11 protein-coding genes and 1 tRNA gene are annotated in these 12,053 nt (G+C 75.4%); 4 read left to right on the forward strand and 8 right to left on the reverse strand.

The features are described 5' to 3' along the window. Positions 1-49: 49 nt before the first annotated feature. A complete protein-coding gene (locus ABGB16_RS00210) occupies positions 50-406 on the reverse strand; it encodes a YkvA family protein (RefSeq protein WP_347665868.1) in 357 nt (118 codons plus the stop codon). A gap of 129 nt (positions 407-535) precedes the next feature. Here ABGB16_RS00210 and ABGB16_RS00215 point away from each other — a divergent pair, with 129 nt between their 5' ends. The 3 genes from ABGB16_RS00215 (at position 536) to ABGB16_RS00225 (ending at position 3,885) form a co-directional block, all read left to right on the forward strand. Further along, a complete protein-coding gene (locus tag ABGB16_RS00215) occupies positions 536-1,588 on the forward strand; it encodes an SGNH/GDSL hydrolase family protein (protein ID WP_347665869.1) in 1,053 nt (350 codons plus the stop codon). Further along, positions 1,585-2,415, forward strand: coding sequence for an SGNH/GDSL hydrolase family protein (locus ABGB16_RS00220; RefSeq protein WP_347665870.1), 831 nt, complete (start codon positions 1,585-1,587; stop codon positions 2,413-2,415). The genes ABGB16_RS00215 and ABGB16_RS00220 overlap by 4 nt, the downstream gene beginning before the upstream one ends. 207 nt (positions 2,416-2,622) lie before the next feature. Beyond that, on the forward strand, positions 2,623-3,885 hold the full coding sequence (locus ABGB16_RS00225; RefSeq protein ID WP_347665871.1) for an acetyl-CoA C-acetyltransferase: 1,263 nt from the start codon (positions 2,623-2,625) through the stop codon (positions 3,883-3,885). 174 nt (positions 3,886-4,059) lie between these two features. Here the strand turns inward: ABGB16_RS00225 and ABGB16_RS00230 are convergent, their stop codons facing one another. From ABGB16_RS00230 to ABGB16_RS00245, 4 genes are all read right to left on the reverse strand, one after another. Continuing rightward, entirely contained in the window at positions 4,060-4,380 is a 321-nt protein-coding gene (locus ABGB16_RS00230; RefSeq protein WP_347666041.1) for a hypothetical protein, read from the reverse strand. A 180-nt stretch (positions 4,381-4,560) separates the two neighbouring features. Then, the gene (locus ABGB16_RS00235) at positions 4,561-5,361 is read right to left on the reverse strand and encodes a Bax inhibitor-1/YccA family protein (RefSeq protein WP_347665872.1); all 801 of its coding nucleotides are present in this window, start codon (positions 5,359-5,361) and stop codon (positions 4,561-4,563) included. 257 nt (positions 5,362-5,618) lie between these two features. Further along, positions 5,619-6,431, reverse strand: a complete 813-nt coding sequence (locus tag ABGB16_RS00240; RefSeq protein ID WP_347665873.1) for a Bax inhibitor-1/YccA family protein — start codon at positions 6,429-6,431, stop codon at positions 5,619-5,621. 106 nt (positions 6,432-6,537) lie between these two features. Further along, a tRNA-Leu gene (locus tag ABGB16_RS00245) sits at positions 6,538-6,621 on the reverse strand. 137 nt (positions 6,622-6,758) lie between these two features. On the opposite strand from ABGB16_RS00245, the gene ABGB16_RS00250 reads away from it, so the two are divergent. Then, the gene (locus ABGB16_RS00250) at positions 6,759-8,621 is read left to right on the forward strand and encodes a hypothetical protein (RefSeq protein WP_347665874.1); all 1,863 of its coding nucleotides are present in this window, start codon (positions 6,759-6,761) and stop codon (positions 8,619-8,621) included. Positions 8,622-8,690: 69 nt separating this feature from the next. Here the strand turns inward: ABGB16_RS00250 and ABGB16_RS00255 are convergent, their stop codons facing one another. The 3 genes from ABGB16_RS00255 to ABGB16_RS00265 all read right to left on the reverse strand — a co-directional run bounded on the left by ABGB16_RS00255 (position 8,691) and on the right by ABGB16_RS00265 (position 12,049). After that, positions 8,691-10,019 (reverse strand): NAD(P)/FAD-dependent oxidoreductase, encoded by a 1,329-nt coding sequence (locus ABGB16_RS00255; protein ID WP_347665875.1) that lies wholly within the window; start codon positions 10,017-10,019, stop codon positions 8,691-8,693. A 102-nt stretch (positions 10,020-10,121) separates the two neighbouring features. Further along, positions 10,122-10,691 (reverse strand): hypothetical protein, encoded by a 570-nt coding sequence (locus ABGB16_RS00260; RefSeq protein ID WP_347665876.1) that lies wholly within the window; start codon positions 10,689-10,691, stop codon positions 10,122-10,124. Then, the gene (locus ABGB16_RS00265) at positions 10,688-12,049 is read right to left on the reverse strand and encodes a DUF58 domain-containing protein (RefSeq protein ID WP_347665878.1); all 1,362 of its coding nucleotides are present in this window, start codon (positions 12,047-12,049) and stop codon (positions 10,688-10,690) included. Before ABGB16_RS00265 ends, ABGB16_RS00260 begins: the two co-directional genes overlap by 4 nt. Positions 12,050-12,053 lie beyond the last annotated feature (4 nt).

Genomic DNA, 12,053 nt, shown 5'->3' on the forward strand with positions numbered 1-12,053 from the left:
GCGACGGCGGCCGGGCAGACGTTCATACCGACGCTCAGGGTACGTGCCGTCAGGGCACCACATGCCCCGGGATGACGGAGCGCCGGCGCGCCTCCCACTCCAGGAACCGCTCGGTCTCGGCGAGCACCGCCCCGGCCAGCCAGGTCACCACCACGGCGTCGTCGGCGAGGCCGAAGACCGCCAGCGGGATCTCCGGGAGCAGGTCGACCGGCGAGACGATGTACGCCGTCGCCGCCGTCATCAGGGCCAGCCGGAGCCCGCCGTCGTACTCGCCCCGGGTGGTGGCCCGGACCATCCGGGGCAGCGCCGCCAACCGGGCGCCCAGCGATGGCCCGCCCCGCGCCCCGGCGGTCAGCGCCCTGGCCAGCGCCGCGAACGCCGCGCTCCGTTTCAGTGTCTTTCCCATCTCCACGCCCCTTCCCGTCCGACAGCGTGCGGTGTCCCCGCAAGTGGTACCCGCGACGGTCGGATCCCAGCCGTCCGCCGCCCGGCACGACCACAGCGGCGTGTCGCACGATCGCGATAACCTCGGTTCATGGGGGTCGCTGGTTCCGCCGCACCGGTCGTTCCGCGCTGGCAGCGCGCCCGCCAGATCGCCCGCCTGGCGGCGCTCGGCACGGGCGCCACCGCCGCCGCGGCCGTGGCGACGACCGGGGTGCTGGTCGGGCAGGCCCGGCAGGCGCGCCGCACCATCCCGATGGCCGAGGCGCCCCCGCCCCGCTGCGACGGGGTGTACGGGGCGAAGCTGCCCGGCCGCCCGCTGACCATGGTCATCCTCGGCGACTCCTCCGCCGCCGGGTACGGCGTGCACCGCCGCCGGGAGACGCCCGGCGCGCTGCTGGCCACCGGCCTGTCCCGCCGGCTGCACCGGCCGGTCCGGCTGCACCGGTTCGCCGTGGTGGGCGCCATCTCCGCCGGGCTGCGCCCGCAGGTCGAGTCCGCGCTGGAGTGCGAGCCGGACGTGGCGGTCATCCTCATCGGCGGCAACGACGTCACCAACCGCACCCCGTTGGCCGTGGCGGTGCGCTACCTCGTCGACGCGGTCCACGCGCTGCGCGGCACCGGCTGCGAGGTGGTGGTCGGCACCTGCCCCGACCTGGGCGCGATCCGGCCGATCCAGCCGCCGCTGCGCTGGCTGGCCCGGCGGTGGAGCCGGCAGCTCGCGGCCGCGCAGACGGTCGCGGTGGTCGAGGCGGGCGGCTGGACGGTCTCCCTCGGCGACCTGCTCGGCCCCCGGTTCGTGGCCGAGCCGACCCGGATGTTCGCCTGGGACCGGTTCCACCCGTCCGCGGAGGGCTACGCGGTGGCCGCCGCCGCGATGCTGCCGACCGTGCTCTCCGCGCTGGGCGCCGCGCAGGAACGCCGCCCTGGTCTCGGGCGCGTCGAGGGCGTACGGTCGCTGCCTGAGGCCGCCCAGGAGGCGGCCCGGCACGCCGGCACGGAGGTCAGTGCCACGCAGGTCCACGGCCGCGACCGTGGGCCGGCGGGGCGGTGGGCGCAGCTGCGTCGGCGGGCCTTCTTCGGCGTCGGCGCGGTGCCGCAACCCGGCCCAGCCGCCGACACACCCACACTGGAGGGACGGCCATGACCGAGCGCGGCGGCAGGCACGGCCTGGGCGACCGGGGCGCCGGGGCACAACTGGCACTCCGGCTGGGCCGGGCGACGGCCCTGTCCCTGATCGCCGGGACGATCGGCGGCGTCGCCGTCCTCGCCGGCGAGGCGTTCGTCGCCCGGAACCGCCCGTACGCCCAGCCGGAGCTGGGGCTGGCCCTGCGCGCCACGGTCGGGCGGGCCGGCGCGCCACCGCTGCGGCTGGTCCTGCTCGGCGACTCGTCCGCCCTCGGGGTCGGCGTGGCCCGGCTCGGCGACACCGTCGGCGGTCAACTGGCCCACCTGCTCGCCGAGGGGCCGACCGGCCGCCGGGTGCACCTGTCCAGCGTCGGGGTGTCCGGCTCCCGCTCCACGGATCTCGCCACCCAGGTGGCCCGCGCCCTGCTCGGCCCGCGTCCCGACGTGGCGGTGGTCCTGATCGGCGCCAACGACGCCACCGGGCTGCGCCGGCCGGCGGAGGCCGCGGCGTACCTGGGCGCGGCCGTGCGGCGGCTGCGCGAGGCGGGCGTCGAGGTGGTCGTCGGCGCCTGCCCCGACCTCGGCGCGGTACGCGCCATCGCGCCCCCGCTGCGGCAGGTGGTCGGCTGGTCCGGGCGGCGGATCGCCCGCGCCCAGACGGTGGCCGTGCTCGACGCCGGGGGCACCGTGGTCGACCTGGCCGCCGAGACCGGTCCGGTGTTCCGGGCGGACGCCGGGACGTTCTGCCACGACGGCTTCCACCCCTCCGCCGACGGCTACCGGGTCTGGGCGCACGCCCTGCTCCCGGCGGTCGCCGCCGCCGCGAACGTCGCCTCCCACCAGTGACCCGCGGCCGGTCGGCCGCCCCGGGACGCGCGACGCCCGGCCGCCCCGGGATGCGCGACGCCCGGCCGCGGGCGTGCCGTTCCGGATGCCCGACCCGGCGGAGCGGGAGCAGCGGCAGCCTCGACGCCGGCGGCCCCGCTCCGGCGTGACATTTCCCGCCGGGCGGGCTGCTTCCGCGCCAAGTTACCGGCGAGTTAACGTTGGTTCATGCCGACTGAGTCGTCCCGCGACGCCGTCATCGTCGCCACCGCCCGCTCCCCCATCGGCCGGGCGCACAAGGGATCCCTGCGCGACATTCGCCCCGACGACCTCACCGCCACCATCGTCCGGGCCGCCCTGGACAAGGTGCCCCAGCTCGACCCGACGGAGATCGACGACCTCTACCTGGGCTGCGGCCTGCCCGGCGGCGAGCAGGGCTTCAACATGGCGCGGGTGGTCGCCACCCTGCTGGGCCTCGACGGCCTGCCGGGCGCCACGCTGACCCGCCTCTGCGCGTCCTCGCTCCAGACCACGCGGATGGCGATGCACGCGATCCGGGCCGGGGAGGGCGACGTCTTCATCAGCGCCGGCGTCGAGACCGTCTCCCGGTACGCGCGGGGCAACTCCGACACGCTGCCGCCGGAGGCGCAGGCGCTGGTCGGCGGCGGCTGGGAGAATCCGCGCTTCGCCGCCGCCCGGGAGCGCTCGGTACGGCGGGCGGAGGGCGGCGCGGAGGTGTGGACCGACCCCCGCGAGTCCGGCGAGCTGCCCGACATCTACCTCGCCATGGGGCAGACCGCCGAGAACCTGGCCCAGGCGTACGACGTGACCCGCGCCGACATGGACGAGTTCGGCGTACGCAGCCAGAACCTGGCGGAGAAGGCGATCGCCGACGGCTTCTGGGCCCGGGAGATCACCCCGGTCACCGCCCCGGACGGCACGGTGGTCGGCGCCGACGACGGCCCGCGGCCCGGGGTGACCCTGGAGGGCGTGGCCGGGCTCAAGCCCGTGTTCCGCCCCGACGGCCGGATCACGGCCGGCAACTGCTGCCCGCTCAACGACGGGGCGGCGGCCGTGGTGGTCATGAGCGCCCAGCGGGCGAAGGACCTCGGCCTCACGCCGCTGGCCCGGATCGTCTCCACCGGCGTCACCGCCCTGTCTCCGGAGATCATGGGGCTGGGCCCGGTCGAGGCGTCCCGGCAGGCGCTGCGGCGGGCCGGGATGACCATCGACGACGTCGACCTCGTGGAGATCAACGAGGCGTTCGCCGCCCAGGTGATCCCCTCGTACCGGCAGCTCGGCATCCCGCTCGAGAAGCTGAACGTGATGGGCGGGGCGATCGCCGTCGGCCACCCGTTCGGCATGACCGGCGCCCGGATCACCGGCACCCTGCTCAACGCCCTCGAGTGGCACGACAAGAGCATCGGCCTGGAGACGATGTGCGTCGGCGGCGGCCAGGGCATGGCGATGGTCCTCGAACGGCTCAGCTGAGCGCGGCGGGCCGGCCGACGCGGCGGGCCGGCCGACGCGGCGGGCCGGCCGACGCGGCGGGCCGGCCGACGCGGCGGGCCGGCCGCGCCCTAGATCGACTCCAGTTCCCCGACATGGCGGTGTCCGAGCGCGCCGGATGCCGCCATGTCGCGTAACTGGGGGTGGATCCCCTCGTCAGAGCGCGCTCCGGGTCGCCGTCACCTCGGCGGCGGCCCGGGCCAGCACCTCGGCGGGCGGGGCGGCGGCCACCAGGTCGGCCGCGACCACCCGGAGCTGGTCGGGCAGGACGAGGTCGTTGTCGAGACGCGGAACGACGCGCCGGGGCTCACCCTCGGCGTCCGCCGCCAGGTTGGCCACCTCCTGGACCAGCCGGTGCACCAGGTCGGCCCGGGAGACGTTGCCGCCCCCGGCGGTCGCCGCCCAGCGCGGCTGCTGCCAGTGCCCGACCTGACGGACCAGCAACTCCACCGCCCGGTCCAGTTCCACTGCGCTCACGGGCCGAGTGTAGGAGGCCGCTCGGCGCAGGCGGGGCAGGCGGGGCAGGCGGCGCAGGCGGCGCAGGCGGCGCAGGCGGCGCAGGCGGCGCAGGCGGCGCAGGCGGCGCAGGCGGCGCAGGCGGCGCAGGCGGCGCAGGCGGCGCAGGCGGCGCAGGCGGCGCAGGCGGCGCACCGCCGTTCAGCGGCGCAGGTAGCTGATCAGGCGCAGCAGCTGCCAGTAGAGGAAGACCAGCCCGGCGAGCAGCCCGAACGCGCAGTACCAGGCGTACCGGCGGGGCAGGCCGGCGCGGACCGACCGTTCCACCAGGTCGAAGTCGAGGATGAAGCTGAACGCGCCGGCGACGATCGCCACCACCGAGAAGACGTACGCCAGCCAGCCGGCCTCGGCGGTGAGGCTGTAGACCTCCAGCGCCTGCCGCCCGGTGAACAGGTAGAAGACCAGGTTGGCCACGCTGAGCGCGACGATGCCGAGCAGCGTGCCGGCCACCAGGCGGGCCATCCGGGGCGTGGCCCGCAGCACCCGGGACCGGTACAGCAGCGCCATCCCGAGGAAGACCCCGAGGGTGCCCACCACGGCCTGCACCACGATCCCGGGGTAGACGAGCTGGAAGGCCCGGCTGGCCACCCCGAGCAGCAGCCCCTGGAGCACCGCGTACCCGGCGATCAGGGCCGGGTTGGTGCTGCCGCGCAGCGAGATGGCCAGCGCCAGGACGATGCCGGCCAGGGCGGTACCGGCCAGCGCGGCGGAGATCCACACCGCCTGCGGTACGACCACCCAGGCGGCCGCCGCCGTGACGCCGGTGAGCAGCAGCAGCCCGACGGTCCGCACCACCACGTCGTCCACCGTCATCGCCTCGGCGCCGCCCGTGCCGAGCACCTGGCGTTCGAGCCGGCGGGTGTCGTCCAGCCGGGTCAGCACCGGGTTGGAACTGCGCACCGCCACCTCCTGGCCGACGTACCCCTCGCAGTCACTGTGCACCGGCGGAGTCGGCGGTGGCGGGCAAACGCCGGGGGTGGGGCGCCGGCGACGGCGCCCGCCCGCCGCCGAGCAGCCCGCGGAACAGCCGGGCGCGTGAAACGACGGCCTCCGCCGCCGCCGAGCAGCCCGCGGAACAGCCGGGCGCGTGAAACGACGGCGCCCGCCCGCCGCCGAGCAGCCCGCGGAACAGCCGGGCGCGTGAAACGACGGCGCCCGCCGCCGCACAGCGGTGGCGGGCGCCGGTCGGCGGGCGAGGGTCAGTCGTCGCCCTGGAAGTAGCTCAGCAGGCGCAGGATCTCGATGTAGAGCCAGACCAGGCTCACCAGGATGCCGAACGCGGCGGTCCAGGCGTAGCGCTGCGGCAGGCCCATCCGGACGCCCTGCTCGATCTCGTGGAAGCTGAGCACGAAGCTCAGTGACGCGACCACGATGCAGACCAGGCTGAAGCCGATGGCCAGCGGGCTGCCGTCGCGCAGGCCGGTGTTGACGCCGAACAGCGCCAGCACCAGGTTGACCAGCATCACCGCGAACAGGCCGACCATCGCCGCGGTCACGCCGCGGACGAACTTCGGGGTCGCGCGGATGGCCCGCGCCTTGTAGAGCATCGCCATCAGGAAGAAGACGCCGAAGCTGGCGACCACGGCCTGGAGCACGATGCCGTCGTAGAGCGAGTTGAACGCCTTGCTCACCAGGCCGACGAAGACGCCCTCGACGACGGAGTACGCGATGACCAGCGCGGGGTTGGCCATCCGGGAGAACGAGATGATCAGGCCGAGGACCAGGCCGACCACTGCGGCGCCCATCCAGGCGGCGCCGAGCAGCGCGTCCGGCACGAGCACCCAGGCGGCCGCGGCGGAGACGCCGAGGATGCCCAGGAGCATCACGGTCTTGACCACCACGTCGTCGATGGACATCGGCGTCACGGTGGGCGGCGCGACCTGGTAGTCGGTAGCGCCCGGGTACTGCGGATAGCCGGGCTGTCCGTACGGCCCGATCGGTGCGTACCCGGCGGCCCGTTCCCGCTCGGCCGCCTGGCCGAGTCGGGCGAGCACCGGGTTCGAGGTCTTCACTGTCTGGCCTCCCTCAGGGGGTCGTCGCACGTGTGACGTGCCCTTCAAGGGTAAACGCCCGGATCGACTCGTAGGAGATCACCAAGCTGAAGGGAAGCTGAGAGTGTGGTGCCCGGGGCGGGGGTCGAACCCGCACGCCTTGCGGCAGCCGCTTTTAAGGCGGCCGTGTCTGCCGTTCCACCACCCGGGCGGGCGCCACCGACGCGGCTCGACCGCGCTGTGTGCAGTGCCACCGTAGCGGGTCCACGCACGCCGTGTGCAGTGGCACGTAGCGGTTCCGGGACGACCCGGCGAACCCTGCTGGCCGTACCGCACTAGGGTCGAGCCGTGAGCAGCGCAGCCCCCACGGCCCCCGACGCCGCCTCTGAACAGGATGTTCGTACCGACGCTCCGGCCCCGGCCGACTCCCGGTTGGCCCGGCTGCGGGCCGCCGCCGGCAGGAACCGGGGCGACATCGTCGTCGGGTTGGCGTTCGCGGCGCTGGCCGGCTGGCTCACCCACGGGCTGTGGCCCGACCCGTCCGGCCGGGTGCTGGCGCTCAATCCGGAGGACCAGGCCCTGTACGAGTGGTTCCTGGCGGTCGACGCGCGGGCCCTGCTGGGCGACTTCGGTCTGCTCAGCGACCGGCTCAACGCCCCGGACGGGGTGAACCTGATGGCCAACACCACGGTCATCGCGCTCGGCGTGCTGTTCGCCCCGGTCACCCTGCTGTTCGGCGCCCCGGCCACGTTCGCCCTGCTCGCCGGGATCAACCTGGCCGGCACCGCGCTCGCCTGGCACCTGCTGTTCACCCGGCTCCTGGGGGCCCGCCGGCCGGCCGCCGCACTCGGCGCGGGGCTGTGCGGGTTCGGCCCGGGGATGATCTCGCAGACCAACAGCCACCTGCACATGACCGCCCAGTGGCTGGTCCCGGTGATCGTCTGGCTGGTGGTCCGGATGCTGCGCGCCGCCGACCCGCTCGCCGGCCGGCGGAAAGCGGGTGGCGATCGGGAGGGCCGCCCCGGCCCGGACCGGCGCGGCGTGCTCACCTCGGCCGTCGGGCTCGCCGCCACGGTCAGCGTCCAGGTCTTCGTCGGCGAGGAGGTGCTCTTCCTCTGCGCGGCGACGCTGCTGGTGATGGCCGTCGCGTACGCCCTGACCGACCGGGCGCTGCTGCGCCGGGCGCTGCCGGGCTTCGCCGCCGGGATGCTGCTCGCGGCCGGGCTGGCGCTGCTCGTGCTGGCGTACCCGCTGTGGTTCCAGTTCGCCGGCCCGCTGGGCGTCGCGGACGGGATGTTCAGCCCGCACTACTTCTCGGCGGACCTGCGCAGTTGGTGGACCCTCTCCCCGCTGTCGGTGGCCGGCAGCGACGACGCCGCGCGGCTCACCACCGGGCCGGCCGAGTACAACACGTTCCTCGGCTGGCCGCTGCTCGTGGTCGTCGTGGGGTGCGCCCTCTGGCTGGGCCGCCGTCCGCTGGTGATCGCGTCCGTGGCCGGCGCGCTGACGATGGGCGCGCTGTCGCTCGGCCCCACCGTGGTGCACGGCGGCGACCGCACCGGCGTGCCCGGCCCGTACGCCCTGCTCGCCGGCCTGCCGGTGGTGGACGGCGCGCTGCCGATGCGGTTCGCGCTGGCCGTGCTGCCGCTGGCCGCGACGCTGCTGGTGCTCGCCGTGGACCGGGCGCTGGGCGTCCCCGGGCGGGCCCGCCGGCTGGTCCCGGCGGCGGTGGCTGCCGCGCTGCTGCCGGTCTTCCCGGCGCCGCTGCCCACCGCCGAGCGCCCGGCGCTGCCGGAGTTCGTGACGGGCGGGCACTGGCGGCAGTGCGTCCGCCCCGGCGGGGTGCTGGTGCCCGTGCCGCTGGCCACCCCGAAGGAGCCCTGGCCGATGCGCTGGGCCACGGCCGCCGACGCCGCCTTCGGCATGCCGGAGGGCTTCTTCATCGGCCCGTACGGGCGGGACGGCACCGCCGCCATGGGCACCTGGAAGCGGCCCACCTCCGCGCTGCTGGCGGACGTGGCGAAGCAGGGCGGACGGCCGGTGGTGGGCGACAGGGAGCGGCAGCAGGCGGCCCGGGACGCCGACCGGTGGGGGGCGTCCTGCTTCGCGCTGGCCGTCGACACGCCGCACGCCGAGGACCTGCGCGCCACCCTGGACCAGCTCTACGGTCCGTCCACGAGGATCGCCGACGCCTGGGTCTGGCGCCGGTAGCCGGACGGCCGATGTGAGAAAGGGCCCCTTCTCTACCGGAAACGATAAGAAGGGGCCCTTCCGTACACCTCAGACGCGGGGGGCCACCGGCTGGGACGCCTCGATGAACTCCTCGCGCGGGTCGTGCAGCTGGCCGAGCGCGACCACCTCGCGCTTGAGGAAGAACGCCAGCGACCAGTCCACCACGACCCGGACCTTACGGTTGAACGACGGGATCCGGCTCATGTGGTACGTCCGGTGCATGAACCACGCCGGCCAGCCGGTCATCTTGATCCCGTAGACCTGGGCGACGCCCTTGTGCAGGCCGAGGCTGGCCACGCTGCCGGCGTGCTTGTGCCGGTAGTCGACCGGCTCCCGCCCGCGGATCACGTTCGCGATGTTGTCGGCCATCCGGCCCGCCTGACGCACGGCGTGCTGGGCGCTCGGCGAGCAGAAGTTGCCCGGCTCCTTGGTCAGGTCGGGCACCGCCGCGCAGTCGCCGGCGCTCCAGGCGCCCTCGACCACCCGGTCGCCGTCCACGACCTGCAGCGTCGGCAGGCAGGTGACGCGGCGGCGGTCGTCGCGCGGGAAGTCGGTGGCGTCCAGCATCGGCGACGGCTTCACGCCGGCCGTCCAGACGATGGTGTCGGCGCGGAAGCTGTCCCCGTCCGAGAGCTTGACCACCCCGTCGACGCAGGACTCCAGCCGGGTGTCCAGCCGGATGTCCATGTTCCGCTTCAGCAACTGCTGCACCGTGTAGGCGCCCATGTCCCGGTCGACCTCGGGCAGCACCCGCTGGGTCGCCTCGACCAGCACCCAGCGCATGTCCTCCGGCTTGAGCTCCGGGTAGTACCGCAGCGCGTCCCGGGCCATGTCCTCCATCTCGGCGAGCGCCTCGATGCCGGCGTAGCCGCCGCCGACGAACACGAAGGTCAGCGCGGAGCGGCGCAGGTCCGGGTCGGGGGTCACGGCCGCCACGTCGAGCCGGTCCAGCACGTGGTTGCGCAGGTAGATGGCCTCGCCGATGGTCTTGAACCCGATGCCGTGCTCGTGCAGGCCGGGGATCGGCAGCGTCCGGGAGACCGAGCCGGGGGCCACGACGACGTGGTCGTAGGCGATCTCCCGCGGCGGGCCGCTGATCGGCTGCACCGTGGCCACCTTGCGGCCGTGCTCGATGCGGGTGACCGCGCCAGCCACGACCGTGCACCGCCGCAACACGCGCCGCAGCGGCACCACGGAGTGCCGCGGGGAGATGTTGCCCGCGGACGCCTCGGGCAGGAAGGGCTGGTACGTCATGTGCGGCTGCGGGTCGACGACGATGACCTCGGCCTCACGCGAGCTGAGCTTCTTCGACAGGCGCAGGGCGGCGTACAGCCCGACGTGCCCGGCACCGACGACAAGGATCCGCTTCGGATTCACGTCAACTATCTTTCCCCGGGCGGCCCGGCTAATCCCGAGCGATACCCCCTTCTGTGACCCAACACAACACCTGTGAGCTGCACAACGTCTGGTCGCGTCCCGTCATCTGCGACGCATCAGCCACCCCAGCAACGCGCTCACGCCCACCGCGACGAGCAGCCCCGCCACCGTCGCGGCGAGGAAGCCGCGGTCGGTTCCGGCGTCGGCGGCCCGCAGCAGCAGCACCCCGAGCACCGCCGAGGCGAGCAGCACCCCGCCGACCCGGGTGAGCCAGCGCACGACCAGCTCCGGGTCCACCACCGCGTCGTACGGCAGCAGCGCCGCCAGCGCGCACAGCGAGTGCGCCAGGTACAGCGCCGCCGCCACGGCGAGCAGCCGCCAGAGCGCGATCGGCCGCTCGTACCCCTCGGTGGCCAACAGCCAGCCACCCACGGTGACCAGGGCCGCGAAGGTCGGCCACACGCGGCGCGGCCCGATCGCCGGCAGCAACGCCACCACCGCCAGGGCGGCCAGCGACCGCCCGGCGAAGACCTCGGCCGGGTACGCCAGCAGCAGCCCGGCCAGCCCGGCCACGAAGACGCCGACGCGGACCAGCAGCGGCGTGAGGCTGACCCGGTCGGCGGCCGAGCGCGCCGCCCGGGCCCGTTCCGTCACCGCCTCGACCGGGTTCATCGCGCGCCCGCCCTCGGGGCGGTGGCGAGCCTGGCCACGTCCCGCAGGACCTCGTCCAGGCTGCCCGCGCCGGCCCAGCGGACCACCGGCACGCCGTGCTCGCGGAGCTGGCAGATCATGGTGTCCCGGTCCAGCCGCCACAGCCGGAAGGCCACCTCCGACCAGCCCTTGCGGCCCGGCGGGGGCAGGTCGGCGGGGAGCGTGTCCACGGCCACCACGAACCGCCCGGAGCGGGCCATCCGGGCCAGCATCTGCGCGGACCGCTCGTCCAGCAGCGGGGTGAGCACCACCACCAGCGCGTCGGAGGAGAGCAGGTGCGGGCCGAAGACCGGGTCGTACGGCTCGTGCGGCGCCGACTCGGCCTGCACGTCGAGCAGCCACTCCAGCAGCGTCAGGTACTGCCGCCGGCCGGTGGCCGGGCGCAGCCGGCGGGCCGCCGGCCCGTACTCCAGCATCGCCACCCGGTCGCCGCGGTGCAGGTAGTGCTCGCCGATGGCGGCGGCGGCCCGGACGGTGGTGTCCAGCACGGAGGCGGCCCCGCCGACGCCGCCGGAGCGGCCGGCCTCGGCGAGCACATCGAGCAGGATCACCACCTCGGCGTCGCGGTCGGACAGGGTCGCCGCGACGTGCAACTGCCGGGCGCGCAGCGAGACCCGCCAGTCGATGCGCCGCAGCCGGTCGCCGGGGGCGAACACCCGGACCCCGGCCAGCTCGCCGCCCTCGCCCGGGCGGCGGGAGTGGTGCGCCCCGACCAGGCCGGCGGCCCGGGGCATCGCCTCCACCGCCTCGAACGGCTCCGTCTTCGGGTACACCCGGGCCCGCACCGGCTCGGCGATCGTGGCCCGGGACACCAGCAGGCCGCCGGCGGCGGCGACCCGGGCGCCGGCCGGGCCGACCGGGTGCCGGCCCCACCGCCGGGCCGTGCCGGACAGCTCCAGGTCGACGGCGGTGTCCGGGTCGACCACGGTCACGAAGGGACGGTCCACCCCGGTGCGGGACAGGTCCGCCCGGGCGCCGCCCACGCCGGCCCGCCGGACCCACAGCCACGGGGAGACCCGCGTACGGACCACCGCGACGTCGTATCCCACCGTGTCCGGGTTGCCGACCGTGACGGTGGCCGTGAACTCCCCGCCCTCGACCAGGTGCCCCTCGTCGGCGGCCACCCACACCTGCGGCCCCGCGGTCGGCCGGCGGCGCAGCGCGTACGCGGTGCCGAGCGCGAACGGGACGGCGAGCACGACCAGGTCGACGCGGCCGAGCAGCACCCCGGCGATCAGCAGCAGGCCGGTGAGCAGCACCGCCCGGCCGAGCGCCCAGGTGGGGGCCCAGCCCGCCGCCGGCCCCTGTCCGGTCGACACGACG

The organism is Micromonospora sp. B11E3 (genome assembly GCF_039871625.1).
Taxonomy (GTDB): domain Bacteria; phylum Actinomycetota; class Actinomycetes; order Mycobacteriales; family Micromonosporaceae; genus Micromonospora.